The sequence below is a fragment of the Pseudomonas sp. XS1P51 genome (genome assembly GCF_054897845.1).
The window spans coordinates 1,194,321-1,218,475 of sequence record NZ_CM142707.1 but is presented as its reverse complement, the minus strand read 5'-3'; the positions used below and the strand labels follow the sequence as shown (position 1 = coordinate 1,218,475).

Annotated in this window: 25 protein-coding genes and 2 pseudogenes; 14 read left to right on the top strand and 13 right to left on the bottom strand. The window is 58.7% G+C overall.

Annotated features, from left to right (window positions below; genetic code table 11):
• The first annotated feature begins 1 nt into the window (after position 1).
• A complete protein-coding gene (gene fabI / locus ACYZUD_RS05795; RefSeq protein ID WP_008152082.1) occupies positions 2–796 on the top strand; it encodes an enoyl-ACP reductase FabI in 795 nt (264 codons plus the stop codon).
• Positions 797–978: 182 nt separating this feature from the next.
• Here fabI and ACYZUD_RS05790 read toward each other — a convergent pair.
• Positions 979–1,143: pseudogene (locus ACYZUD_RS05790) on the bottom strand (LysR family transcriptional regulator); the annotation flags it as partial.
• A gap of 173 nt (positions 1,144–1,316) precedes the next feature.
• Complete coding sequence (locus tag ACYZUD_RS05785; protein ID WP_462023045.1) at positions 1,317–2,183, bottom strand: LysR family transcriptional regulator; 867 nt, start codon at positions 2,181–2,183, stop codon at positions 1,317–1,319.
• Positions 2,184–2,294: 111 nt separating this feature from the next.
• Between ACYZUD_RS05785 and ACYZUD_RS05780 the strand changes: the two genes are divergently transcribed.
• A complete protein-coding gene (locus ACYZUD_RS05780; RefSeq protein WP_462023044.1) occupies positions 2,295–2,720 on the top strand; it encodes a VOC family protein in 426 nt (141 codons plus the stop codon).
• A 15-nt stretch (positions 2,721–2,735) separates the two neighbouring features.
• Here the strand turns inward: ACYZUD_RS05780 and ACYZUD_RS05775 are convergent, their stop codons facing one another.
• The 5 genes from ACYZUD_RS05775 to ACYZUD_RS05755 form a co-directional block, all read right to left on the bottom strand.
• Complete coding sequence (locus ACYZUD_RS05775; protein WP_462023043.1) at positions 2,736–3,350, bottom strand: GGDEF domain-containing protein; 615 nt, start codon at positions 3,348–3,350, stop codon at positions 2,736–2,738.
• A 74-nt stretch (positions 3,351–3,424) separates the two neighbouring features.
• A complete protein-coding gene (locus ACYZUD_RS05770; RefSeq protein ID WP_462023042.1) occupies positions 3,425–4,003 on the bottom strand; it encodes a hypothetical protein in 579 nt (192 codons plus the stop codon).
• Position 4,004: 1 nt separating this feature from the next.
• Positions 4,005–6,173 (bottom strand): xanthine dehydrogenase family protein molybdopterin-binding subunit, encoded by a 2,169-nt coding sequence (locus ACYZUD_RS05765; RefSeq protein WP_462023041.1) that lies wholly within the window; start codon positions 6,171–6,173, stop codon positions 4,005–4,007.
• 25 nt (positions 6,174–6,198) lie between these two features.
• Positions 6,199–6,654: a (2Fe-2S)-binding protein gene (locus ACYZUD_RS05760; protein ID WP_462023040.1), complete on the bottom strand. Its 456-nt coding sequence runs from the start codon at positions 6,652–6,654 to the stop codon at positions 6,199–6,201.
• Positions 6,655–6,825: 171 nt separating this feature from the next.
• Positions 6,826–7,074, bottom strand: a complete 249-nt coding sequence (locus tag ACYZUD_RS05755; protein ID WP_462023039.1) for a transmembrane sensor/regulator PpyR — start codon at positions 7,072–7,074, stop codon at positions 6,826–6,828.
• 266 nt (positions 7,075–7,340) lie between these two features.
• Between ACYZUD_RS05755 and ACYZUD_RS05750 the strand changes: the two genes are divergently transcribed.
• Together ACYZUD_RS05750 and ACYZUD_RS05745 are read left to right on the top strand one after the other, a co-directional pair.
• The gene (locus ACYZUD_RS05750; protein WP_462023038.1) at positions 7,341–7,844 is read left to right on the top strand and encodes a VOC family protein; all 504 of its coding nucleotides are present in this window, start codon (positions 7,341–7,343) and stop codon (positions 7,842–7,844) included.
• 35 nt (positions 7,845–7,879) lie between these two features.
• The gene (locus ACYZUD_RS05745) at positions 7,880–8,713 is read left to right on the top strand and encodes an AraC family ligand binding domain-containing protein (RefSeq protein WP_462023037.1); all 834 of its coding nucleotides are present in this window, start codon (positions 7,880–7,882) and stop codon (positions 8,711–8,713) included.
• Positions 8,714–8,732: 19 nt separating this feature from the next.
• On the opposite strand, the gene ACYZUD_RS05740 is transcribed toward ACYZUD_RS05745, so the two are convergent.
• Positions 8,733–9,317: a LysE family translocator gene (locus ACYZUD_RS05740; RefSeq protein ID WP_462023036.1), complete on the bottom strand. Its 585-nt coding sequence runs from the start codon at positions 9,315–9,317 to the stop codon at positions 8,733–8,735.
• 85 nt (positions 9,318–9,402) lie between these two features.
• Positions 9,403–10,734: an aminotransferase-like domain-containing protein gene (locus tag ACYZUD_RS05735; RefSeq protein ID WP_462023035.1), complete on the bottom strand. Its 1,332-nt coding sequence runs from the start codon at positions 10,732–10,734 to the stop codon at positions 9,403–9,405.
• 102 nt (positions 10,735–10,836) lie between these two features.
• On the opposite strand from ACYZUD_RS05735, the gene ACYZUD_RS05730 reads away from it, so the two are divergent.
• The 3 genes from ACYZUD_RS05730 to ACYZUD_RS05720 all read left to right on the top strand — a co-directional run bounded on the left by ACYZUD_RS05730 (position 10,837) and on the right by ACYZUD_RS05720 (position 12,948).
• A complete protein-coding gene (locus tag ACYZUD_RS05730) occupies positions 10,837–11,733 on the top strand; it encodes a DMT family transporter (RefSeq protein ID WP_462023034.1) in 897 nt (298 codons plus the stop codon).
• A 91-nt stretch (positions 11,734–11,824) separates the two neighbouring features.
• The gene (locus tag ACYZUD_RS05725) at positions 11,825–12,445 is read left to right on the top strand and encodes a LysE family translocator (protein ID WP_462023033.1); all 621 of its coding nucleotides are present in this window, start codon (positions 11,825–11,827) and stop codon (positions 12,443–12,445) included.
• 374 nt (positions 12,446–12,819) lie between these two features.
• Positions 12,820–12,948 carry a DUF6124 family protein gene (locus ACYZUD_RS05720; protein WP_462023032.1) on the top strand — a complete coding sequence of 43 codons (129 nt, stop codon included), beginning with the start codon at positions 12,820–12,822 and terminating at the stop codon, positions 12,946–12,948.
• A 206-nt stretch (positions 12,949–13,154) separates the two neighbouring features.
• Here the strand turns inward: ACYZUD_RS05720 and ACYZUD_RS05715 are convergent, their stop codons facing one another.
• A complete protein-coding gene (locus tag ACYZUD_RS05715) occupies positions 13,155–13,976 on the bottom strand; it encodes a hypothetical protein (RefSeq protein ID WP_462023031.1) in 822 nt (273 codons plus the stop codon).
• Positions 13,977–14,099: 123 nt separating this feature from the next.
• A complete protein-coding gene (locus ACYZUD_RS05710; RefSeq protein ID WP_462023030.1) occupies positions 14,100–17,417 on the bottom strand; it encodes a VPA1262 family protein in 3,318 nt (1,105 codons plus the stop codon).
• A gap of 389 nt (positions 17,418–17,806) precedes the next feature.
• Here ACYZUD_RS05710 and ACYZUD_RS05705 point away from each other — a divergent pair, with 389 nt between their 5' ends.
• The 6 genes and pseudogenes from ACYZUD_RS05705 to ACYZUD_RS05680 all read left to right on the top strand — a co-directional run.
• Positions 17,807–18,889: a bifunctional transcriptional activator/DNA repair enzyme AdaA gene (locus tag ACYZUD_RS05705; RefSeq protein WP_462023029.1), complete on the top strand. Its 1,083-nt coding sequence runs from the start codon at positions 17,807–17,809 to the stop codon at positions 18,887–18,889.
• Between the two features lie 31 nt (positions 18,890–18,920).
• A complete protein-coding gene (locus ACYZUD_RS05700) occupies positions 18,921–19,733 on the top strand; it encodes an isocitrate lyase/PEP mutase family protein (protein WP_462023028.1) in 813 nt (270 codons plus the stop codon).
• A gap of 5 nt (positions 19,734–19,738) precedes the next feature.
• The gene (locus tag ACYZUD_RS05695; protein WP_462023027.1) at positions 19,739–20,356 is read left to right on the top strand and encodes a DNA-3-methyladenine glycosylase family protein; all 618 of its coding nucleotides are present in this window, start codon (positions 19,739–19,741) and stop codon (positions 20,354–20,356) included.
• 187 nt (positions 20,357–20,543) lie between these two features.
• Entirely contained in the window at positions 20,544–20,948 is a 405-nt protein-coding gene (locus ACYZUD_RS05690) for a PaaI family thioesterase (protein WP_462023026.1), read from the top strand.
• Between the two features lie 46 nt (positions 20,949–20,994).
• Complete coding sequence (locus tag ACYZUD_RS05685; RefSeq protein WP_462023025.1) at positions 20,995–21,483, top strand: GFA family protein; 489 nt, start codon at positions 20,995–20,997, stop codon at positions 21,481–21,483.
• A gap of 101 nt (positions 21,484–21,584) precedes the next feature.
• A pseudogene (locus ACYZUD_RS05680) lies at positions 21,585–21,755 on the top strand (MipA/OmpV family protein); the annotation flags it as partial.
• A 197-nt stretch (positions 21,756–21,952) separates the two neighbouring features.
• On the opposite strand, the gene ACYZUD_RS05675 reads toward ACYZUD_RS05680, so the two are convergent.
• Complete coding sequence (locus ACYZUD_RS05675; RefSeq protein ID WP_462023024.1) at positions 21,953–22,561, bottom strand: MiaE family protein; 609 nt, start codon at positions 22,559–22,561, stop codon at positions 21,953–21,955.
• Positions 22,562–22,723: 162 nt separating this feature from the next.
• Here ACYZUD_RS05675 and ACYZUD_RS05670 point away from each other — a divergent pair, with 162 nt between their 5' ends.
• The gene (locus ACYZUD_RS05670) at positions 22,724–23,587 is read left to right on the top strand and encodes a universal stress protein (RefSeq protein WP_462023023.1); all 864 of its coding nucleotides are present in this window, start codon (positions 22,724–22,726) and stop codon (positions 23,585–23,587) included.
• Between the two features lie 96 nt (positions 23,588–23,683).
• Here the strand turns inward: ACYZUD_RS05670 and ACYZUD_RS05665 are convergent, their stop codons facing one another.
• Entirely contained in the window at positions 23,684–24,154 is a 471-nt protein-coding gene (locus tag ACYZUD_RS05665; RefSeq protein WP_462023021.1) for a DUF1289 domain-containing protein, read from the bottom strand.
• Position 24,155 lies beyond the last annotated feature (1 nt).

Genomic DNA, 24,155 nt, shown 5'->3' with positions numbered 1-24,155 from the left:
CATGGGTTTTCTCGCCGGTAAGCGCGTACTGATCGTCGGTGTCGCCAGCAAGCTGTCCATCGCATCCGGCATCGCTGCCGCCATGCATCGCGAGGGCGCTGAGCTTGCCTTCACTTATCAGAACGACAAACTCAAGGGTCGTGTCGAAGAGTTCGCACAAAGCTGGGGTTCCAACCCGGACCTGTGCTTCCCGTGCGACGTGGCCAGCGATGAAGAAATCGCCAAGGTCTTCGTTGAGCTGGGCAAGAAGTGGGACGGCCTGGACTGCATCGTGCACTCCGTCGGCTTCGCCCCGGGCGACCAACTGGACGGCGACTTCACCGAAGCCACCACCCGTGAAGGTTTCCGCATCGCTCACGACATCAGCGCCTACAGCTTCGTGGCCCTGGCCAAGGCCGGTCGCGAAATGATGAAAGGCCGCAATGGCAGCCTGCTGACCCTGTCGTACCTGGGCGCCGAGCGCACCATGCCGAACTACAACGTCATGGGCATGGCCAAGGCGTCCCTGGAAGCTGGCGTTCGTTACCTGGCCGGCTCCCTGGGCCCGGACGGCACCCGCGTCAACTGCGTATCGGCTGGCCCGATCCGCACCCTCGCCGCTTCCGGCATCAAGAACTTCCGCAAGATGCTGGCCGCCAACGAAGCGCAAACCCCGCTGCGTCGCAACGTCACCATCGACGAAGTCGGCAACGCCGGCGCCTTCCTGTGCTCGGACCTGGCGTCCGGCATCAGCGGCGAAATCATGTACGTGGACGGTGGTTTCAACACCACGGCCATGGGCAGCCTCGAAGAGTAATTTTCGGCTAGCCAAACAAAAAACCCGCCTCTTCAGGCGGGTTTTTTATGCCTGCGATTCCAGACCTAATGCAATCCCCCTGTGGGAGCGAGCCTGCTCGCGATAGCGGTGTGTCAGTCAACATCAAACGTGGAGATCAGTCCGTCATCGCGAGCAGGCTCGCTCCCACAGGGGATTTGTGTTTAGTCGGCGAGCGGTGTCAGGCACCGGGCAAAGAGCTGATGAATCGGCTGCATGCGCTGGCTGTAACGCTGCAACAGCACAATCTCCCGGTAAAACGTCGCCTCGCCCAACCGGATGATCCTGACCTTCGCCCCATGCTCAAGCCACAGCCCTGCCTCGGGTGCTTGGCCAAATAAAGAACCCGCCTCCAGAGGCGTTTTTTTATGCCTGCAATTTCTGCCTTGATGCAATCCCCTGTGGGAGCGAGCCTGCTCGCGATAGCGGTGTGTCAGTCAACATCAAACGTGGAGATCAGTCCGTCATCGCGAGCAGGCTCGCTCCCACAGGGGATTTGTGTTTAGTCGGCGAGCGGTGTCAGGCACCGGGCAAAGAGCTGCTGAATCGGCTGCATGCGCTGGCTGTAACGCTGCAACAGCACAATCTCCCGGTAAAACGTCGCCTCGCCCAACCGGATGATCCGGACCTTCGTCCCATGCTCAAGCCACAGCCCTGCCTCGGGCAGCAGCGAAATGCCCAATCCGCATTCGACCATTTTGACGATGGCTTCCAGTTCATCCAGCTCCAGCGCGACGTGCACGTCGATCTGCTGTTCGCGCAGAAACCGTGTCACCAGACGGCCGCCGAATGAGTTACGGTCGTAGCGCACATGAGGATGGGCCGCCAGCAACGGCAACGGGTCATCGCCTTCAAGATCGGCCGGTACGATCAACACGAACGGTTCCTTGCGGATCACCTGCGCCGACAATTCCTTGGGCAAGTCGAACGGCGGCTTGATCAGGATCGCCAGATCCACTTCACCGGTGTCGACCTGGCTCAGCAGATTCAGCGACACCCCCGGCACCAGTTTCGGCTCCAGCAGCGGCGCCTGTTGGCGCAATCGCAACAACGCCTGGGGCAACAGCCCGGTTTGCGCCGTAGCCACCGCGCCAATTTTCAACTCGCCGCGATACTCGCTGACGTCATCGCTGACCGCCATGCGGTTGAAGGTTTCCAGCATTTGCCTGGCCATCGGCAGCGCACGTTGACCCGCCGCATTGAGCAGCGCCTGGCGTCCGGTGCGATCGAACAGGCGAATGCCAAGGGCCGTTTCCAGATTGCGAATCTGCGCGCTGACCGCCGACTGAGTCAGGCCGATGTGCATCCCGGCCGCGGCGAACGTGCCATAGCGCGTCACGGCGATGAAGGTTTTCAGTTCCCGCAGCATGGCGTTCTCGATTGATCGAAATAATTTGTGCTCGGTGCAAAAATTATCGTCTTTTAATCAAAAAGCACAGGACTAAACTCAGCCTGAATCCCCGACAACCGAGGCACCTCGATGCAACTCTCCCCTTTTCATCTGGCCATTCCGGTCTACGACTTGCCAGCCGCGCGTAACTTCTACGGCGCCGTGTTCGGACTTGAGGAAGGTCGCTCCAGCGATCATTGGGTCGACTTCAACTTTTTCGGCCATCAACTGGTGATTCACCTGGCGCCGAAAACCCCGTCTCAAGAAGCCGCCCACACCAATGCCGTCGATGGCCATGACGTGCCGGTGCCGCATTTCGGTGTGGTGTTGGGGATGCAGGAGTGGGAAGCGCTGGCCGAACGCTTGAAATCCCTTGGCACGCGTTTCGTGATCGAACCGGGCATTCGTTTTCAGGGATTGGTGGGCGAGCAAGCAACCATGTTTCTGTTCGACCCTTGCGGCAATGCGCTGGAGTTCAAGGCGTTCAAAGACATCAATCAGCTATTCGCCAAATGATCAGCACGGCCACGCTCAGAACCGAATCGCCCCCTGATGTCGCGCAAGGTCGATGGCGGCCATAAGTCCTTCCATCGTTTTGTGACGGGCGAGATCGAACTCGACCTGGTCGATGCTGAAGCGGATGTCATAGGCGCGATGCACCGTGGCGTTGCGCTCGTCGAGCATCTCTTCGAGCCGCGCCCTGACTCCGGCAACTTCCACAGCGGTCGAGCCGGTCAGCAACACGGCGAACTCATCACCGCCTACCCGTCCGACGACATCGCTCTCGCGAAACGCAATACGCAACACGTCGGCGAAGGTTTTCAGGGCCTCGTCGCCTTCGCCACGGCCATACAATTCGTTGATGCGTTTGAAATGATCCAGATCGAAAAACAGCAGGCTCGCCGGTTTCTCCAGCTGCAGGCAGGCATCCAGCCACAATTGGGCCAGCGCCAGGAAACCATAAAGATTGGTCAACAGCGTCAACTCATCCATGCTCGCCATCTCTACTGCCATCAGCTGTTGATCGAACTGGCGTGCGAGGTCGCGCATCATTTCGCGCTCCTGCACAGCTGTATCGAGGACATTAGGCCCGCGCAAGGTGTCTGCGCAAGCGCCAGGTTTGACCGGTTTACCGGGAACCAACATTACTCACTCCTGTGATGGGTATAGACGTTAGAGGCGCCAATACCCGGTTTGACTCCTTATAAAGCTGCCGTTGGTCAGATCCCCTCCACGGGGCACGGCCCTCCAGCGTCTGCCCAAAGCTTGAACTGAGCTACAAAAATGTCATGCGGCACCGGCACCGGTGCTCGACCCGTCCCCGGATTCCAGCCCCAAAGCACCAGTTTGTCGTCGCTGACATGCTTGATCAGCGCCGCGAAATCCCGATCGCCATTGCTGGCGCGGTCCTTGATCATTGCGCACAGTTTGTCCGCCGGCAGACCGATCCAGGCCATTTTGTGCGCGGCGGGCGGCAGGCTCCAGTGCGGCGCACCCGGCGGAGCGTTGGGGCCGTAGCTGGCCGGCGGATTGCTTTCGGCGTGGCAAGTGGCACACGGCAAACCGGCCGCACCCTTGCCGTCCAGGCCGCGCACCACGCTCATCGCGTGGGGAACCCCGGCGTCGAACTGCAACGGCGAATCGCCGGGGATGTGGCAGTTCTGGCAGCGCGGGCTCTGAAACACCTTTTGCACGGTAGCGAACGCCTTGATCGCCTCCTTATCGTCAGCAAACAGGTCCTCGGCGTAGCCGACCAGGCCGATCAACACCACCGCGCCAAGAATCAGATGTCGTCTCATCTCACACCCCCGACAGTTGCAGCGGCAGCTCCCGCAAGCGTTGCCCGGTCAGGGCGAACACCGCGTTCGCCACTGCCGGCGCCGTCGGTGGCACACCAGCCTCGCCAATGCCACCGGGTTTGTCGCTGCTGGGCATGATATGCACTTCGACCACCGGCATTTCGTTCAACCGCAGCACTTGATAGTCGTGGTAATTGGACTGCACCACCTGCCCGTCCTTGATGGTCAGTTTGCTGTGCAAGGTAAATCCGAGGCCAAACGTGATGCACGATTCCATCTGTGCGGCGATGCTTCGCGGGTTGACCGCGATCCCGCAATCCACCGCACACACCACCCGATGCACGCGAATCGCCAGGTTGTCCTGAGACACCTCGGCGACCTGAGCGACGTAACTGCCGAAAGATTCATGCACCGCGACACCCAACGCGTGGCCGTCCAGTAGCGGCGCGTTCCAGTTGGCTTTCTCGACGGCCAGGTTCAGTACGCCAAGATGCCGTGGATGAGCCTTGAGCAAGGCGCGCCGGTATTCCACCGGATCCTTGCCGGCGGCCGTTGCCAGTTCGTCGATCAACGATTCCATGACGAACGCCGTGTGGCTGTGCCCCACCGAACGCAGCCAGAGCACGCTGATACCGGTTCTCGGGGAATGCAGGTCGACTGCGTGATTGCTCAGGTCTTTGATATAGGGACTGTCCGACACGCCTTCGACCGAGGTGTGATCGATGCCGTTCTTGACGAAAGTCGCTTCAAACGAGGTGCCGGCCATGATCGATTGCCCGACCATCACATGCTTCCAGGCCATGGGCATGCCGCCGACATCCAGGCCGATGCGCGCCTGATGCAGGAACGCCGAGCGGTAATAGCCGCCGCGTATGTCGTCCTCTCGCGACCAGACGGTTTTCACCGGCCCGCCCGCTGCCTTGGCGACCTGCACCGCTTCAGCAACAAAATCCGAGGTCGGATTGGCCCGGCGACCGAAACCGCCGCCCAAGAACTCGGTATGAATCTGCACCTGCTCAGGTTTGAGCCCGGTGATTTTGCCGGCGATCATTTGATCCAGTGTCTGAAACTGGGTGCCGGTCCAGATCTCGCATTTGTCCTTGGTGATGCTCACGGTGCAATTGAGTGGCTCCATCGGCGCGTGAGCCAGGTACGGCACGCTGTACTCGACGTCGATGGACTTCGCCGCTTTGTCCAACGCGCCCTCGGCATCGCCAGCCTTGCTGGCCGAAGTGCCGGGGGTGGCGGCAAGTTTGCGAAAGCTATCGAGCAGCGTCTGACTGTCGAGCCCGCTGTTCGGTCCCGGATCCCAATCAACCTTCAGCGCATCACGCCCCAGTTTCGCCGCCCAGTAATGATCGGCGATGACCGCCACGCCGGTGGGCACTTGCACCACTTTATGCACGCCCGGTATCGCCAGCGCTTCGGCGCCTTCGAAGGATTTGACGCTGCCACCGAACACGGGCGAACGGGCGACCATGGCGGTCATCAGCCCGTCGAACTGCACGTCCATGCCAAACTTCGCCCGGCCGGTGATTTTCTCGGGTGTGTCCAGGCGCTGGGTGGGTTTGCCGATCAGTTTCCAGTCCTTGGCCTCCTTGAGCTTGATCGAGGCCGGATCCGGCACCGGCAGCTTGCCGGCGTCATCGGCCAGTTCGCCGTAGGTGGCACGTTTGTCGCCAGCAATGACCACGCCCGATTCGGTGCGAATCTGCGAAGGCGCCACACCGAAGCGCTTGGCGGCGGCATCGATCAGCATCAAGCGCGCCGCAGCGCCGGCCTGGCGGTAGCGATCGAACTCCATCCAGGTCGAGGTCGAACCGCCGGTAATCTGCATCCCGCCAAACCCGGCCAGCCCATAATCGGCAGCGGACGCGGGCGAATGTTCGACACGAATTTTCGACCAGTCGGCGTCCAGTTCTTCGGCGATCAACATGGTCAGGCCAGTCCAGATACCCTGGCCCATCTCCGAATGGCCGAGCAGCACGGTGACGCTGTTGTCATTGCCAATCCGCAGGAACGCATTGGGTGCGAAGACGTTGCCCTGATTCTCGGCGCCGATGGCAAAGCGATGGGCACCGGGGATGACAAACGCCACCACCAGGCCACCGCCCAGCAACGCACTGCCCTTGAGAAAACCACGGCGCGACAGAGGATTGATGCTGTTCATTGCTCAGACTCCCATCCACATGGCATCAGCCGATTTCGGCGGCGCGTTTCACGGCGGCACGAATTCTTGGATAGGTGCCGCAGCGGCAGATGTTGCCGGAGAGCGCCTGATCGATGTCGCTGTCAGTGGGTTTGGGGATCTTGGCCAGCAAGGCCGCCGCCGACATGATCTGCCCGGACTGGCAGTAGCCGCACTGGACCACATCCAGCTCGGCCCAGGCTTGCTGCACCGGGTGCGAACCGTCGGTGGACAGGCCTTCGATGGTCAGGATTTTCTGACCATGGGCCACGGCCGTGGCGGGGGTGACGCAAGAACGCAGCGGCGCGCCGTCGATGTGCACGGTGCAGGCCCCGCACTGGGCCATGCCGCAACCGAACTTGGTGCCGGTCAAGTGCGCAACATCGCGCAGCACCCACAGTAGCGGCATGTCCGCGGGGACATCCAGCTCCTGGTCCTTGCCGTTGATGTTTAGGGTCAACATGACGAACGTCCTCAGACTCACGGTGTTCTGAAGGGGCGTCACTGTGGCCGTGCGGAGCCTACGCGCGCCTCGGGTTATCCCTACAGCTAAGCGCAATTTGACCCATCGGCCATGTTCATCGACCACCGGTCGCTAAAAGGGCCGCTGGCACACGGTATGTCGCAGCTGCCTTCAGGCCGCTACGCGGACCAGGCCTTTACCCAGCCGGTGTTGCGCCAGCAGACGCATCACATAGCCGATTTTGAGCAGGGTCGGGCCGATGATGGTCATGGCATGCATCGACACCAGCACCACGATGGGCAGATGCCCGTCGTAGAGGTAAGCGCCGTAGATACCGGCCAGCAGCAGCGCCAGGCCAGCGCCGAGCACTCGGCTCGACAGGTGCAGAACGTTTTGAGGATTGTTGAAGAAATCGAACATTTTTCCGTACTCCTGAAGCGGTTCAGTGGTACGTGTGATGTATCAAGTCTCGTGCCAGATATTTAGCCCATAAAAATCAATGGGTTGACTCCATCTGCGTCATTACGACTACAGCCCGCATTAGTCGCAATGACTCATAAACAGGTCATATTGACTGCATTTACCTCAGATGATCGATTGCACTTGTCGATCTACGGTACGTCCCGGCGACAACAGGCTGACTACGCTGAAAGTCCAGCCTGAGTAATCCGTAGAGGAGCTGCGCCATGCAACGCGTTCAAAAACTCACGCCCTGCCTGTGGTTCGACGGTCAGGCGGAAGAGGCTGCGAAGTATTACTGCGCGATCTTCGATCATTCGAAAATCACCGCCACCACTCACTATGGCAAGGCTGGTTTCGAGTTCCATGGCCGGCCCGAAGGCTCAGTGATGACGGTGAGTTTCGAACTCGATGGGCAAAGTTTCACGGGCCTCAACGGCGGCCCGGCATTCACGTTCAGCGAGGCGATCTCGTTCCAGGTCAATTGCCACACTCAGGAAGAGGTCGACCACTTCTGGGGGCGCCTGTCCGCCGGTGGCCCCGTTGAGGCTCAACAGTGCGGCTGGGTGAAGGACAAGTTCGGCGTCTCATGGCAGATCGTCCCGGTGGTCTTGATGGACATGATGAAAGACCCCGACACGGCAAAATCCCAGCGCGCCATGCAAGCGATGCTGCAGATGAAAAAACTCGACATCGCTGCACTGCAACAAGCCTTTGACGGCGAGAGCTAAGTACACTGCGAAGCTGACCTGCCGAGGACTGACCCTTGAAGCACTCCGTTGCCAAAGACGCCGACAAGGCCCCGCGCTTCTGGCGCGACGACGCCCTGCCCTTCATCGAAGCCCGCTCCATCGCCGACGGACGCGAGGTCTGCTACACCCGGCACTCCCACGAGCATTTCTCCATCGGTGCGATCACCGCCGGGCGCAGTACATATCTGCATGAGCAATCGCAATGTCAGGTCAGCGCCGGCACGGTGGTGTTGATGAACCCCGGCGACGTTCACGCCTGCAACCCGATCGACGATCAGCCCTGGTCGTACCTGATGTTGTACGTCGATACGCCGTGGCTCACCGATTTACAGCATCAGCTCGGCTTCAGCCACGATCTGGCGTTTCGCCGATTCGCCATCACGCACAGTGACGACACCAGCCTGTTTACCGGCCTGAAAGCGTTGTACGAGGTGTTGGTTGACGGCGAGCAGGACGTGCTGTGTAAACAGAGCGCAGCGGTGGAGTTTTTCACCGAGGTGCAGCAACGGCTCAACCCTGTCGATCAACCGCTGCGCGAGCCCAATTTCAAACTGGAGCGAGCGGCGGACTACATCCGTGACAACTGCACGCAAATGCTCAAGCTCGAAGACATTTGCGACGCCGCTCAATTGTCGCCGTCGTACCTGATCCGCGCCTTCAAACAGCATTACGGCATGACGCCCCATGCGTTTCTGGTCAACCGGCGCATCCAGTTCGCCCGCGATCGGCTGCGCAGCGGCAAGCTGATCGCCGATGTGGCCCTGGAAGCGGGGTTTGCCGATCAGGCGCATTTCCAGCGCGCTTTCAAGCAGCACCTGGCGGCGACACCGGGGCAGTATCGCGGCTGAGACGACCACAAAAGCAACGCTACAGCACGAGGTAAATCGCGCTCACCGCCAGCAGCAACGCCATGATCCGGTTGAACAATCGCATGCCCGCCGGGTTGTTCAGGTAGCCGCGCAAAAAAGTCCCGGCATAGGCCCAGCAGCCAACGGACAGGTAGCAGATCACCAGGTACACCGCCGCAAACTGCCAGACCAGCCGTGCCTCGCCGTCCGCGACAAACGCGCCCATGCCCGCTACGCAAGCCAGCCAGGCTTTCGGGTTGAGCCATTGCATGACGGCGCCGTACAGCATCGACGGTGCCCGCCCCGAGTCCTTCGCATCGAGATGACCGTCGTCTGCGGCCAGTTTCCAGGCCATGAACAACAGGAATGCCACGCCCGCCAGTTGCACCACTCGCGTCAGCGCCGGCCAGACCTGCAAAACTTCATGCAGGCCCAGCCCCATCAAGACCAGCAACAACACGAAGCCCAGTGTCGCTCCGGCCACGTGGCGTTGACTGGCGCGAAAACCGAACTGCGCGCCGGAACTCAACGCCACAATGTTCACCGGCCCCGGCGTGATCGACGCCACCAGGGCAAACGCCGCCATCGAAATAATCAGACTCATCGCAAACCTTCTTCAATTCAGTTGAACCAGGCCTCAAGGTAACGACCGGCCTGGCCCGCGTATTGAAGAAAACTACCCACCCGCGCTAGGAGTAAGCGCCCACCACCCGCTTCACTTTGATCAGCGCTTCTCGAAGCGACGCCATGTCCACCGACCCCAGTGCCAGCCGGATTGCATGCGGTACATGGACAGAGGTCGCAAAAGGTTCGGCGGTGGAGACGGCGACTTGCTCGTGCATCAACGCCACGGCGATCTGGTCCGCTCTGGCGTCTTCCGCCAGCGGTAGCCAGAGAAAGTACGAAGAAGGATGAGTCATGCAGCGCAGCCCTTTCAACAAGTCGGCGGCCATGGCTTGCCGGGCCTGTGCGTCTGCGCGTTTTTGCGCTTCCAGTTTGCTTACGGTCCCATCGTCGAGCCATGCGCAGGCGATTGCCGTCATCACGCCGGGGGTGTTCCAGGTGGTTGCCCTGATTGCGCGTTCCAGTCCAGGGACTTTCTCGACCGGCGCAGCAACGAAGCCGACGCGCAGCCCCGTGGCGACATTCTTGGAGAACCCCGAAACGTAGACGGTCCGCTCCGGCGCCAATTCGGCTATCGGTGCCGGGGCGTCTTCGACCAGAAAAGCGTACGCAGCGTCTTCAATGATCAACAGGTCATGTTTGCGCGCAATCGACACAAACTGGTTACGCCACTGCGCATCCATGACCCAACCCAGCGGATTATGCAGCGTCGGCATGCTGTAGACGGCCCGCACCGATCGGCGCCGACAAAGCGCCTCCAACGCATCGAGATCAGGCCCGGTATCCGTCGCCGGAATGGGCACGATTTCCAGGTGCAGCGATTCGGCCAGCACCTTGAAACCGGTATAGGTCAACGCATCCGCCGCGATCACATCGCCCGGTTTCAGCAACGCCATCATGGTCACCGCCAATCCATGTTGCGCACCACTGACGATCAACACCTGTTCGGCCTGTACGCTCAGCCCACGTGAACCCAGATGGTTCGCAATCGATGCCCGCTCATGCAGGCGCCCGCCATGGGGCTGGTAGCGCAGATGGGACTCGAGGTCGCCGGACAACGCGAGCTGACGCAAGGCGGTTCGCAACAGATCGGCCTGGCCGGGCAATGACGGGTAATTGAAGTTGAGATCGGCCATGCCCACGGCAACCACGTGCTGGCTGACGCCCTGACCGGGGGGAAGCGACGTCTCTCTGACGAACGTGCCCCGCCCCGTTTCGCCACTGACCAGGCCCATCGCCTCCAGCTCCGCGTACACCCGGCTGGCCGTGACCAGCGCCAGCCCATGGGCGGCGGCGAGCTGGCGATGGGTCGGCAGGCGCGTACCGGGCGGCAGGCGACCCGAGCGGATGTCGGCTGCAAACGTGTCGACCAGCGACTTGTAGCGCAAGCGAGGCATAGGGCGATGTATCCATGACAATTTTTTGATTGTCTCAATAGTCGGTCATACGATGCGCTCAAGGCAACCCGCCGCCCATGCAACCCGTCGAGAGTGACCCTGATGGAACGAACATCGAACCTGAACAGCCAGACATCGGCAAACACCACCAGCGGTTGGATCAACGGGCTTATCGGCGTGCTGATCTTCAGCGGCTCGCTGCCCGCTACCCGGGTCGCAGTGCTGGAATTCGATCCGGTTTTCCTGACGGTTGCCCGGGCCACCATCGCCGGGGTTCTGGCGTTGTGCCTGCTGATGCTGTTCAAGGAAAAACGCCCTGCGCGAAACCAATTGCTGCCGCTGGTCATCGTGGCCATGGGCGTGGTGGTCGGGTTTCCGCTGCTGACGGCGCTGGCCCTGCAATACGTGACCTCGGCGCACTCCATCGTCTTCGTGGGTCTGTTGCCGCTCGCAACCGCCGTGTTTGGCGTGGTGCGCGGGGGCGAGCGTCCCCGGCCGGTGTTCTGGTTGTTCTCGGTCCTGGGCAGCCTGCTGGTGGTGGGTTTTGCCGCCTCCCAAGGCCTGACCGCCTCGCCGGAAGGCGACATTCTGATGCTGCTGGCCATTCTCGCCTGCGGTCTCGGTTATGCCGAAGGCGCAAAGCTTTCCAGAACACTGGGCGGCTGGCAGGTGATTTCCTGGGCATTGGTGTTGTCGCTACCGGTGGTGGCGCTGCTGACCTTGCTCCTCAAACCCGCTTCCTTTTCGGGGATCAGCACGCCCGCCTGGTTCAGCCTGGGCTACGTGTCGCTGTTCAGCATGCTGATCGGTTTCGTCTTCTGGTATCGCGGACTGGCGCAGGGCGGCATTGCTGCCGTGGGGCAGCTCCAGCTGCTACAGCCGTTCTTTGGATTGGCGCTGGCGGCGACGTTGCTTCACGAGCAGGTCAGCATCGGCATGCTGGCGGTTACCGTGGCGGTGATTTTCTGCGTGGCAGGAGCGAGAAAATTCGCGAAGTAGTCGACTGTACGGCGCCTCACGTCCATCACTGTATAGGTCGAGCCGCACGGCACCTGTGGTAAAAATATCGAACTCGCTTCTGGAGCCGGTCATGGACCTCGCCACCCTCACCCTCTTCCTCCCGGCCTGCTTCGCCCTGAACATGGCGCCCGGCCCAAACAACCTGCTGTCGGTCAGCAACTCGACGCGCTATGGCTATCGCACCGCGTGCATGGCCGGTATCGGTCGACTGCTGGCGTTCGCCGCAATGATCGCCCTCGCTTCGGCGGGATTGGCGGTGGTGCTGCAAACGTCGGAGTTGTTGTTCTACGGGATAAAGATTGTCGGCGCGGCGTACCTGTTCTACCTCGCGTGGCAGTTGTGGCGCGCGGCCCCCGGGACCGAAACGGTTATGGCAGGCGCGCCGGCGGGGATGCTGACATTGGCGCGGCAGGAGTTTCTGGTGGCGGCCGGCAACCCAAAGGCGATCCTGATTTTCACCGCGTTCCTGCCCCAGTTCGTCGACCCGACTCAGGCGGTGACGCCGCAATTTGCAGTGTTGGGTGCGCTGTTCCTGATGCTGGAATGGATCGCCATCGGCGCCTACGCCTACATGGGCCTGCACATGCGTCGCTGGTTCGCCAAGCCTCGGGGCAAGCGGATTTTCAACCGATGCTGCGCGGGGTTGTTGTCGGCGGCGGCTTCGGTGTTGCTGATGGCGCGGCGCGCTTGAGTGGACGATTAGCTACTTGTGGGAGCGAGCGGCTCCGGGCGGTATTCCGATGAAGCGGCCATGACAGCCTACATTGATGCCGACTGACACACCGCTTTCGCGAGCAGGCTCCTTCTTTGTGATATGAGGAGTTCAACAACTTGGTCAAAGTAACTCCCAACCCACCGACACCCGATCCGATATCGCCCTCCGGAAATTCTGGCACATTCCCACACAACGAGGCAGCTGATCACGACCCTCATCACGACCACGCTTCGATTGCAGACATCAAAGCCATCCCGAAAACGCTCTGCACGATATGCTTCGCCAACCCGTAAATCGATGTCCAGACCCTGCCCGGGAGCGCGTGCGAGTCACCGGCATCAGCCAGTGTCATGACCATGGATGTGGCGGATCATACAGAAGGAACCAACTGCAGTACCCTGTTGGGTATTACGCAAGTCATCATGCTGACGGAACTCGCCGTCAACGAGGCGCTGGATCAACTCGATCTAATCGAATAGTCGCAGTGGGAACGATCAATATTAAGTGTCTAGAACGGTCGAGCCGCACGGCGTCTGCGGTAAACATATTGCTCTCGGTATTGGAGCTGAATCATAAACCCCGCCAGTAGCAACTGGTGGCGGGCTGCGGGCGGAATCACTCCGTCACTTTTGATTGAACTACCGCTAACTGATCTTTAGGCAGAACCGCTCCAATGGGCGCGTGGTTAGTGGTTCTCACCATCAAGGCCGAACCGCAATATTCCTCCATCTACACGATCTCGAGGCAACCGACCGCCACATTCCTGATCGAGCCAAGCCGTGACGACAGAGCGTACGAATTCACGTGCCTCCGTCAAATTCATCAAGTCCTTTTGCTGAATTCTTGCGTCCCGCTTCGACGCGCCATGTCGCCCGTACATTCGATTATTCGCCGCCATCTTGAACCCATCAAGTGACTGGCGCTTAGCGATGCCAATTTTCGTCAGTTTATCAAGCGTAGTTCCGCGATGCCCCGCGATATCCTCAAGCAAGCGATAGTAGTCCGCCCAAGACGGCTGGCCAGCAATAACTGCGGCTGCGTAAGCGGCAAGTGGATTCCTTATCATGAAGTCGACACGACTAAACATTAACTGGCGAATCAAATCATGTCGGTTAGCGCTGATAGTCCCGGATTTTCGGATAGTTGAGCCAAAGGTCGCGCCACCAAAGCACCCACCCCCTTCCCACGAAACGGAGACTGGTACAACAGGTTCATAGTTGCTGTCCGCAAGTGCAGCATACCCGTTGAGTGGCGCCATAATCTCATGCGCGACCCAGCCCATTTCTTGCACTCCGCTCGCTTCAACCAAAGGTAAACAGCCGTCGCCCGTCAGATATGTATGTCGATGCTCTACATTTAGTACTCGATCATACATACCGTCTTTGGCGCCGACTAGCTGAGTCACGATATGAAAATTTGGATGCGCACCTTCTGGAAAAAGCAAGCTGAGTGCATATAGGTCATCGACGTGGCCATCTAGGATGATATTAGCTGCAATTTTAGTCATCTGACTTTCCTTAGTTAGGTTCCCTAGCCTTTCGAATGCTGGGGAGGAGGATGCTGGATGCTCATGAGAAAAAGTCGAGAAAAAAATCAAAATCAAACTAATACGTCCATTTTTAAATTTTGATTACTTTTCTTTTCCCGACTCCAGAAGCCCCTCTACTTGGTCAAGAAATGCGGCGAGTTCGCTTTGATTGCTAGCCCCTTCTGACCGCCATTCCCCCATAGGCCTAACGAGTACAAGCCGTTGAGTAATAAGCACCAAATCTTCCAACTCGACATTTACCCTGCCGATATCTCGCAAATAATACTGACTCCATCGAGAGAAGGTCAGGAGCCACATCGAAATCATCAACGCATCGTTCCACCGAGTCCAATTTGACGTGCTGGCGAGCGGTTGTTGCACGACCCGCTGCTGTCGCCTGATGATCGCTTTAAATATCTCAAGGCTGGTCTTTTGTCGCATAGGTCCACTATGTGCAAAGAGAAATGCCGCAACGTTTGTCGTTCGCCCTTCACGCTCGCGGACAAATAACCGAACTTGCTGCTCTCCTTTGAGGGAGGCAACCAGTTCTTGAATCCAGATTTCACAAGCGTCATCGGTGTCCACACGGTCATTTCGCAAAAGCGGAAAAACCACTTCTTGAGAAAGCCATGGCTCGGCCCAAGCTATTTCCCGCATATGCCCACGCATCGAATCGACCAAAAACTTCAGTTCACTTGCGGGGATCGTCGTCGGCAGTACCCCATGCAGAGCACTTAACAAACCTTTGTAGATTTCACCTGTCTCAGCTTTGCTCGCGGCACGATTGACCATCCACCCAAGAGCCTGAACTTGCTTCATATAGGGGAATCCAGCGACTAATTGCAAGACGATGGTGAGCCCATTTGGCGCGTCCAGTTGTTGCTCTATCGCATTCAGACCTATCCATTGCAGTAAGCCATTACTGCTGCGAAGGAGGCGGTCACGTTGCCCCGCACTGATATCGAACTGCGTCGATAATGAAATCTCACTAACAACCTGGCTTAACAGTGATAGCCGCACTGCGTCCGAAATTTCAGGCTCAAGTGGGACGTTGGCCATGTGTGCCTCTATGCTCGATAGCAAAGCATCCGAAGAATATTTCCAAAGAAACTTGATTGCAAAGTACTCGGCCCAAGTCAATGCTGCGTATTTTATTGGTTGCGACAAGTGATATGGGTGGTAGGAACTATGTAGCAGCGCTTCAACAGGCCTCTGAAAAAGCTGAGCATCCATGATGGATAGTTCCCTGCCACCTCCTTGATGGATGCGATTGAATGATGCATCAAGAAAATGCATCAACGAATCTAGAAAATCATCTTTAGACTCAAACTCGTATGCGTCATAGTTTTCAGAGCGAGAATATGCGATCACATCGCCGAGCACATCCCAGTCTACTGAAAGTCCCGCGAGGCTACCCATTTTCTGGTCTAGATAAGTGCGAAAGCCTGCGAACTCCGGAAGCCTGAGCGAGTCGCCCACAAGCATACTTAACTCTGTCATTTGCTCCTTTAACAGATCTCCGCTGAGCCCTTTTAGCGACGACTCTCCAGTCCACAAGCTAAGTACATTGCCAGCTTGAGCCTTATCTAGGAATCGAAGTGGTTCATAGCTTTGTCGTACTGTTGGCAGCGCCAAAGTGTCGAAGATTAGCCGCATATGTGGATTCTCGGCCCCATCTTCGGATTGCAGAGCCCAAGCCTCTTGAACCAACCCAGACTTATATCGCTCCACTTTAAGCAATACATCCGCCGGAATCGGCGTGATCAACAAAGGGTAATTCTCGGCAGCTTTTTGCAACGAGTTTGACAAATGGAAGCCTGCAACTGGCAATCTGTCCGGCCCAACGATCAAAATATAGCGATCATGTAGACGGCCTTCTTTCAGAGCATAGATACGCAGATTAATGGATTTAAGTAACTGTTGGTTGTGCTCACAACTCGCCAACAGGTTGTTAATCCGATCCGGAGTAAAACTGTCAGTCTCCCTCGTTGCTTTTCCGCTTTTTTTTGATGGTTTCACCAGGGACGTAAAGATCACATAGCTTGTGTTCGGCATTGCACAGAGCAGTAACAAACCTAGGCCAGCATCCTCGAAATATGGATCGAAAACGATCAATTGATGCTTTGGGTACTTACTCAGCAACGCCTTGAACCACTCCACCAATTGTAGCCGCCCCTCACCATCGCCTTGGCCCCAACGTTGAAAAAAACGCCCTTCAGACTTTGACGGATGAAGCCGCCTCAATAGGGATGCAAGCTCGCGATTGACCGGAACCCAAGGGTCGCCCTCACGCCCACCTACTAGGCTATCGAATCCCGCATTACCCCGTTTAATAGTCAGGGCTGCTTTTACACGCGGCAATGCTAAAGGTCGGGTGGTTTTCTCCAGCCAATCGAACTTTACCGGGCTAACACCATGGCCAACTACATGCATCTGCGTACTGATTTCCCGCACGTACCCGATTCGCCACCGGCAGCAAAGAGTACCTTCCAGAGCATGCTCGCCTTGGAAGCCGAAGACCTCAAGCTCGGTACTATCAGTGCTGGAGCGCAGCTGGGTGTTCAGCGGAAACTTGCATTCAAACTCGCCATCCTCATTGCGTTTTGCTGTGGCGATACCAGAGAAAACAACGTGGCCGTCATTCTCGATTTTTAGGTGGAACTGGAACCCGACAAAGTGCGATACCTGCATTGGATTAAACCGGACGACAAAGGCGGACGACGAGCCGATCCAGTCCACGCTCAGTAACTGGCGTTCCAAGTCGTCCAACGCGGGGAAAACCAGCAGTTCGAGATCTCCAAACCGCGTTTGATCAACTCCACCGAAGTCTAGGCCGGTATCTGAGTTAATACTGCTAACCACGGAGGCGGTTAAGTCGACATCGTAGTCCTGACCTAGACGGAACAACGCTGTCTTTTCGGACTGGGTGATTGAGGCACTGAAAGCTCCCGCCCCACCGTGCGGGCTAGAGAGTGACTTTCGTTCATGCGCGTCGCGGTTAAGTAGGTAAGCGACGGGACGATAAACCAGCCCGTCAATGTTGAGCGCGGTATCTCCAAATCGTACTTTCAATGGCTTCGAAAGTACGAGCGTCAGTTCTTCACTGATTTGTGAGATCGTTCGGCCCGAGCAAAGTTGCTGCAGGAGCTCCACGCAACGAGAACTTTTTACATACAGGTTGAGCCGGACAACTTGGGTATGAACGTCTCCCGAAGTCTGAAATTTATTGTCATCGCTGGCAGACCATCGGTCGGTGGAGTGGCTGTACGGCAGTAGCCGGCCGTAGACGACACGATTTTCAATTGACTGCCCAGATTTAATCTGCAGGATCCATAACTGCAATGCGCAGTCCCGAGCCTCTTTCGAGAAGAGACGCATCAAACGCTCGTCGTTGAGCAAAGTACCCAGTGTATGAGCCATAGATTCTTCGAAATTGCCTTTTCGCATTTTCAGGTGCGGCTAGAGATGCCAACGGATGATCGAGATTGCTGCTCCTGTGGAGCCGGAAGAGGGCTGAGCTACAAGGAGCGTAACAGTAAACTTCTCGGTGTGCGACGTGGCGGCGCGTTTGGCGACGGTCGCCCCTTTAGCGTGTAATAAAAGCGATAGATTTATCGACGCAAGCCTTAAAAGCTGGAGTTCATTCGAAGCACAGTTAATAAAGAGTTCTTTAACACAATTGAAGAGCTTTTAGCTCGCTCTAACTTTCAGTGCCTTATCGCACCCTGCCACAGAGAACGCCCCATATTGGGAAATTCCCTGTCGATTTTCCGGTGGAGACGCCAGGCAACGCGCTTTATGCTCAGCCCATGAACCTACAAAACGCTTTGCTTCCGCCCCACGCCGAGATGGTTCGCGCCATGCTCGAACGAGACACCGCCTACGAGGGGGTGTTCTTTACCGCGGTCAAAACCACCGGGATCTTTTGCCGCCCCAGTTGCACGGCACGCAAACCGAAGCCGGAGAACGTCGAGTTTTTCGCCCATGCCGATGAGTGTATGTCGGCCGGCTACCGCGCCTGCCTGCGCTGCAAACCGCTGGATGCGGCGGCTATTGCCCCGGACTGGGTGCAGGCGCTGCTCACATCGGTGGACGCCGATCCCGAGCGGCGCTGGACCGACGCCCACTTGCTGGCCGAAGGCGTCGAGCCGCTGAAACTGCGCCGCTGGTTCAAGCAGCATTTCGGCATGACCTTCCACGCCTGGCTGCGCACCCGCCGCCTCGGCATGGCGCTGGGCGGGATCAAACAGGGCGATTCCATCGACAGCGCGGCGTTCGACTCGGGCTACGAATCCCTGAGCGGTTTTCGCGATGCGTTTCAAAAGTCGTTCCACATCACGCCGGGCCGCGCGGCCAACAGTGAACCGTTGCTGTTCACCCGACTGACCACGCCGCTGGGGCCGATGATTGCGATGGCCGAGCGTCGCGGGCTGGTGCTGCTGGAGTTTCTTGATCGGCCAGCGCTGACCAGGGAGGTCGAAGAATTGCAGAACCGCCATGGCTATGCCGTGGCGCCCGGACACAACGGGCACTTGCGACAAATCGAAGAGGAACTGGCCCAATACTTCGCCGGCAAACTCACCCATTTCAGCGTTCCATTGCACTTGCCCGGCAGCGAGTTCGCCCGGCAGGTCTGGGCCGAGCTGGCGCAGATCCCTTACGGCCAGACCAGCACCTACGGTACCATCGCCGCGCGACTGGGCAAGCCTGGCGCCAGTCGCGCCGTGGGTCTGGCGAACGGGCATAACCGTCTTTCGATTGTCTTGCCCTGCCACCGGGTGATCGGTGCAGACGGCTCGCTGACGGGCTATGGTGGAGGACAACCGCGCAAGGCGTTTTTGCTCAGGCTGGAAAAGGCCGCGGTGCAGGTCACTCAGCAACTCGCATTCTGATCACTCAAAAGGTCATAAGGAAGGACATTTGATGGACACGCTTGACAACCAGTTTCACCAATTGCACCACGATGGTTTGCTGATCCTCACCAACGTCGCCGATGCCGCCGGGGCGCGGCTGGTGCAGCAACTGGGCAGCAAAGCCGTTGCCACCAGCAGTGCGGCGGTGGCCTGGGCTCACGGGTATCAGGACGGCAATGCCCTGCCCCTCGAACGCCTGGTGTCGACGGTCGAGTCCATCGCCCGGGTGATCACGGTGCCCTTGACCGTGGACATCGAGGCCGGCTATTCCGATGACCTGACGCGAGTTGCAGACGTCATCAATGCCGTGATAGCCGCAGGCGCCGTGGGGATCAATATCGAGGACGGCGCTACGCCGCCTGAATTATTGGCGCGCAAGATCGAAATCGCTCGTCAGGTGGCCGATCGTTGTGGGGTAAAGCTGTTCATCAATGCCCGCACCGATGTGTACCTGAAGGGACTGGTTCCCGCCGAAGATCGCGTCGCCGAAACGCTCAAGCGCGCAGCGCTGTATCAGGCGGCGGGCGCCGACGGGCTGTTCGCGGCGGGCGTTACGGCGGAATATGAGATCGCTGCGCTGTGCCATGGCACCCCACTGCCACTGAACGTTCTCGGGTTCCCGGGCCTGCCGTCGCCTGAGGCGTTGCAAGCGCTTGGCGTGCGGCGCTTGAGTGCCGGTTCGGGCATCGCAGAATTCCTGTATGGCGCCATGGCGTCCCTGGCCAAGAGCTTTCTGCAAACCGGCAAACTCGACAGCAGCAACCTCAAGACCATGACTTACGGGGAAGTGAACGCCCTGTTGGCACCCACCGGGAAAGTTTGACCGCCATGCCCGATCCGTACTTGCCTGCCACTGAGTTTCTATCGTCCATCGATGACGACTGGCGGCGCCATATCGCCGCCATTGGCCCCTGCCTGCACCAGCGCCATGCGGCTCGCGATCCTTATGAGTCGCTGGTGCGGGCGATTGCCTACCAGCAACTGCATGCAAAGGCCGGGGATGCGATTGTCGGTCGGTTGTTGGCGTTGTTTCCGTCTGACGGGTTCCCGAGACCCGAACAGATTATCGCGACGGACTTTGACCAGATGCGCAGTTGCGGTTTTTCCGCCAGCAAGATCGCAACCATTCAAGGCATTGCCCAAGCGGCGCTGAGCGATGTGGTGCCGGACTACGCCACAGCGCTGGCCATGGAGGATGAGGCGTTGATCGAGCGCCTGATCACCTTGCGCGGGGTTGGGCGCTGGACGGTGGAGATGCTGCTGATTTACAGCCTGGAGAGGCCGGATATTCTGCCGGCCGATGACTTCGGGGTGCGTGAGGGGTATCGGCGACTCAAGGGGCTGGAGGTGCAGCCGACTCGAAAGCAGATGATTGAGATCGGGTTGGCGTGGAGTCCATATCGGACCGTCGCTTCCTGGTATTTGTGGCGGATGACGGGCAAGTAGATCGCGTTATCGTTCATCGCGAGCAGGCTCGCTCCCACAATGTTTACAAACCCCTGTGGGAGCGAGCCTGCTCGCGATGAGGCCAGCCCATTCACCACAAATCCACCCCGCCATCACCCCGTCTTATCGACCATGACTTCCCCCTGAACCGGGAGCATGTTGAGTCCCTCAACCGGAGGGATTCGCCATGTTCAACACACTCAAACAGATCAACTCGACCTCGGCCTTCAACCGCTGGGCCGGTTTCGAAGTCACCCGCGCCGAAAGCGGCGAAGCAGAACTGTCCATGGCTTTTCGCGACGCCGACATGGCGCAATACGCAGGTTTCCTGCATGCCGGATTGATCGGCGCACTGCTCGATACGGCATGCGGCTTTGCTGCCGGGACGGTGGCAGGCAACGTGTTGGCATCGCACTTTTCAGTCAACTGCCTGGCCCCCGCCATCGGTGAAGTGTTCATCGCTCGGGGCCAGGTGGTGAAGGCTGGCAAGAAGCAGGTCTTTGCCCGCGCCGAGCTGTTTGCGCAAACCGGCGATCAGTTGAAGCTGGTGGCGACCGGGGATGCGATTCTGGTGCCCGTCGAAGGGCGCTGACGGTCTAGGCTGTCTGGGGTAAGTTCCTGACCTGTCGGAGGGTCCCATGCAGCTCGAAGGTTCCTGCCATTGCGGCGCGGTGTCGTTCAGTTTGACCAGCGCCCATCCCTACCCGTACCAGCGTTGCTACTGCTCGATCTGCCGCAAGACCCAGGGTGGCGGCGGGTATGCGATCAACATCGCGGGCGATGCCGCCAGCCTCAAGGTGCGCGGTCGCAAGCACATCGCGACTTACCGCGCTCTTCTCAAGGATGACGAAGACAAACGCGCCCATCGCAGCACTGCAGAGCGGAATTTCTGCTCGCTGTGCGGTTCCGGCCTATGGCTGTTCAGCCCTGAATGGCCGGAGCTGATTCACCCGTTCGCCTCGGCCATCGACACGGCACTGCCGGTGCCGCGTGAGCACACGCACGTGATGCTCGATTCGAAAGCCCCGTGGGTGGAAGTTCAGGCGCAGCCCGGTGATCGACGGTGCGATACCTGGCCTGAAGAGTCCATCGCCGAGTGGCATGAGCGCCAGGGTCTGAGCCGCTAAGCCCATTCACAGTCTTTGACAGTTTTGCGACAAAGCTGTCAAAGATTGCGGGCCGGCACCCGCCTAGCATGGGCGCATCCAACCTCCCCTCGGGTGCTCCCATGTTTCGTTCGCTGTGTCTGTCGTTGTCTTCATTCTGCCTGCTTCTCCCCGCCGACTCATTGCACGCCGAAGACTGGCGCTACAGCCTGCGGGCCGGCGCTGCCAGCGTGCCCCGTTACAGTGGCAGCGATGAACACGTGGTGGCGCCGCTGCTGGGTGGTGAAATCGTCATTTGAGTGAAGTGGGCGGCATTATGGCGCCAATCGATGACGGGGCGGCTGTCGCAGGCAGCAAAAACCGGCCTCAAGGGCCGGTTTTCAGGGATCTTTCATACTCTTAAGCGTTTTTTACAATTCAAAAGATCGCAGCCTTCGGCAGGGATCGTGTTCTACCGTAGGAGCTGCCGAAGGCTGCGATCTTTTGATCTTTACGCTGCTACCGGCACACCACTGTGAAAACGGAACTCCACGTCCGGCGACTCGATCAGCTCCTGTTCGGCGGCACGAACCCTGTCGATCACCTGGGCGATGTCCTTGGCGTCACCGTACTGGTAGGCCAGTTTCAGGTAGCCCTGGAAATGCCGGGCCTCGCTTTTCAGCAGGCCGAAATAGAACTTGCCCAGTTCTTCGTCCAGATGCGGCACCAATGCCTCGAAACGCTCGCAACTACGGGCTTCGATGAAGGCGCCGACCACCAGGGTGTCCACCAGTTTCACCGGTTCGTGACTGCGCACCACTTTGCGCAGCCCCGAGGCGTAACGCCCGGCGGACAGCTGACGCAGCTCGATCTTGCGCTTTTTCATCAGACGCATGACCTGTTCGTGGTGCACCAACTCTTCCCGGGCCAGGCGCGACATCAGGTTGATCAGATCAACATGGCCGTGGTATTTGGCTATCAGGCTCAGCGCCGTGCTGGCGGCCTTGAATTCGCAGTTCTTGTGGTCGATCAGCAGCGTTTCCTGATCGGCCAGCGCGGCCTGGACCCAGCCGTCGGGGGTACGGCAACCGAGGAACTCGTGAATTTCGGGAAGGATCATGGGGCTCACGGATAAATAAAAGGTTCAAAACGAAGGGCGCCGATTATACCGGCCTGCCGGCAGACCACCAGTCGCGACCGTTGATATGCATCAAGTCCCGAATGCGCGACCAGCAACTATAGTTGTCCAACGCAGTATTTTTACTTCCTGGAGATCCCGATCATGCAAGCCATTCGCAGCATCCTGGTGGTTCTCGAACCTGAACACTCGGAAAGCCTGGCGCTCAAACGGGCCAAATTGATTGCCGGTGTGACCCAGGCTCACTTGCACCTGCTGGTCTGCGATCCAAAGCATGACCATAGCGGCATGTTGGGAGTGCTCAAGGCCGCCCTGCTGGAGGACGGTTACAGCGTGACGACCGAGCAGGCCTGGAACAAAAGCCTGCACGAAACCATCGTCGATGTGCAGCAGGCGGAAGGCTGCGGGCTGGTGATCAAGCAGCATTACCCCGACAGCCCGCTGAAAAAGGCCCTGCTGACCCCGGCGGACTGGAAACTGCTGCGCTATTGCCCGACGCCGGTGCTGCTGGTCAAGACGTCGAAACCCTGGACGGGCGGCGTCATCCTGGCGGCGATCGACGTCGGCAATACCGATGGTGAACACCGCACCTTGCACGCCTCGATCGTCGATCACGGCTATGACATCGCCAGCCTGGCCAAGGCTCATCTGCATGTGATCAGCGCCCATCCGTCGCCAATGCTGTCGGCGGCCGACCCCACGTTGCAGCTCAGCGAAACCATCGAGGCCCGCTATCGCGAACAGTGCAAGGCCTTTCAGGCCGAGTTCGACATTGATGACGAGCACCTGCATATCGCGGAAGGTCCGGCGGATGTGTTGATTCCGTTCATGGTCCATAAGCTGCAGGCAGCGGTGACCGTGATTGGTACCGTGGCGCGGTCCGGGTTGTCGGGAGCGTTGATCGGTAATACAGCGGAAGTGGTGCTGGATGCGGTGGAGAGCGATGTGCTGGTGCTGAAGCCGGATACGATCATGGATCATCTGGAGGAGATCGTTACCCAGCATTAGCCAAGATCAAAAGATCGCAGCCTTCGGCAGCTCCTACATGAGGTCGCATTTCCCTGTAGGAGCTGCCGAAGGCTGCGATCTTTTGATTTTAAAAAATCAGGCGCCAAAGGCGTCTTTCAAGAAGCCCGGCGCAATGTAGCGCTGGTAATGCGCCTCGGAGAGCAAAAAGAATTCCCGATCAATGGCATCGCGCAGTTCCGGCAGGTTCCAGTCGCGAAACTCCGGCAGCAGCACCATCCCGTAGGCTTCCAGGTTGTTGATCACCCGCGCGCCCCGGGCGATCAGCTGATAGGCCCAGCAATATTCCGATTGATGCGGCGCGAAGCGAATCTTGCGCTGCTCCAGCTGCATTCTGAGCTGCGCGGGATCGAAAATTTCCAGTTTGCCGGCCATCACTTGCGACAACAGCTGCTCCAGCCGCAGCCATACCGCCCGCTTCTCTTCCTCGTTGTAACCATTCCAGTTGATCACTTCATGGTGGAAACGCTTGCAGCCACGGCAGACCAAGTCACCGTAAACAGTGGAGCAAAGGCCGACGCAGGGGGTCTTGATGGTCTGATTGGGCATA

Bases quoted from the DNA above. Each gene is read 5' to 3' on its own strand.
- fabI (WP_008152082.1), top strand. From the start codon at position 2: ATGGGTTTTCTCGCCGGTAAGCGCGTACTGATCGTCGGTGTCGCCAGC.
- ACYZUD_RS05785 (WP_462023045.1), bottom strand. From the start codon at position 2,183: ATGCTGCGGGAACTGAAAACCTTCATCGCCGTGACGCGCTATGGCACG.
- ACYZUD_RS05780 (WP_462023044.1), top strand. From the start codon at position 2,295: ATGCAACTCTCCCCTTTTCATCTGGCCATTCCGGTCTACGACTTGCCA.
- ACYZUD_RS05775 (WP_462023043.1), bottom strand. From the start codon at position 3,350: ATGTTGGTTCCCGGTAAACCGGTCAAACCTGGCGCTTGCGCAGACACC.
- ACYZUD_RS05770 (WP_462023042.1), bottom strand. From the start codon at position 4,003: ATGAGACGACATCTGATTCTTGGCGCGGTGGTGTTGATCGGCCTGGTC.
- ACYZUD_RS05765 (WP_462023041.1), bottom strand. From the start codon at position 6,173: ATGAACAGCATCAATCCTCTGTCGCGCCGTGGTTTTCTCAAGGGCAGT.
- ACYZUD_RS05760 (WP_462023040.1), bottom strand. From the start codon at position 6,654: ATGTTGACCCTAAACATCAACGGCAAGGACCAGGAGCTGGATGTCCCC.
- ACYZUD_RS05755 (WP_462023039.1), bottom strand. From the start codon at position 7,074: ATGTTCGATTTCTTCAACAATCCTCAAAACGTTCTGCACCTGTCGAGC.
- ACYZUD_RS05750 (WP_462023038.1), top strand. From the start codon at position 7,341: ATGCAACGCGTTCAAAAACTCACGCCCTGCCTGTGGTTCGACGGTCAG.
- ACYZUD_RS05740 (WP_462023036.1), bottom strand. From the start codon at position 9,317: ATGAGTCTGATTATTTCGATGGCGGCGTTTGCCCTGGTGGCGTCGATC.
- ACYZUD_RS05735 (WP_462023035.1), bottom strand. From the start codon at position 10,734: ATGCCTCGCTTGCGCTACAAGTCGCTGGTCGACACGTTTGCAGCCGAC.
- ACYZUD_RS05730 (WP_462023034.1), top strand. From the start codon at position 10,837: ATGGAACGAACATCGAACCTGAACAGCCAGACATCGGCAAACACCACC.
- ACYZUD_RS05725 (WP_462023033.1), top strand. From the start codon at position 11,825: ATGGACCTCGCCACCCTCACCCTCTTCCTCCCGGCCTGCTTCGCCCTG.
- ACYZUD_RS05720 (WP_462023032.1), top strand. From the start codon at position 12,820: ATGACCATGGATGTGGCGGATCATACAGAAGGAACCAACTGCAGTACC.
- ACYZUD_RS05715 (WP_462023031.1), bottom strand. From the start codon at position 13,976: ATGACTAAAATTGCAGCTAATATCATCCTAGATGGCCACGTCGATGAC.
- ACYZUD_RS05710 (WP_462023030.1), bottom strand. From the start codon at position 17,417: ATGGCTCATACACTGGGTACTTTGCTCAACGACGAGCGTTTGATGCGT.
- ACYZUD_RS05705 (WP_462023029.1), top strand. From the start codon at position 17,807: ATGAACCTACAAAACGCTTTGCTTCCGCCCCACGCCGAGATGGTTCGC.
- ACYZUD_RS05700 (WP_462023028.1), top strand. From the start codon at position 18,921: ATGGACACGCTTGACAACCAGTTTCACCAATTGCACCACGATGGTTTG.
- ACYZUD_RS05695 (WP_462023027.1), top strand. From the start codon at position 19,739: ATGCCCGATCCGTACTTGCCTGCCACTGAGTTTCTATCGTCCATCGAT.
- ACYZUD_RS05690 (WP_462023026.1), top strand. From the start codon at position 20,544: ATGTTCAACACACTCAAACAGATCAACTCGACCTCGGCCTTCAACCGC.
- ACYZUD_RS05685 (WP_462023025.1), top strand. From the start codon at position 20,995: ATGCAGCTCGAAGGTTCCTGCCATTGCGGCGCGGTGTCGTTCAGTTTG.
- ACYZUD_RS05675 (WP_462023024.1), bottom strand. From the start codon at position 22,561: ATGATCCTTCCCGAAATTCACGAGTTCCTCGGTTGCCGTACCCCCGAC.
- ACYZUD_RS05670 (WP_462023023.1), top strand. From the start codon at position 22,724: ATGCAAGCCATTCGCAGCATCCTGGTGGTTCTCGAACCTGAACACTCG.
- ACYZUD_RS05665 (WP_462023021.1), bottom strand. From the start codon at position 24,154: ATGCCCAATCAGACCATCAAGACCCCCTGCGTCGGCCTTTGCTCCACT.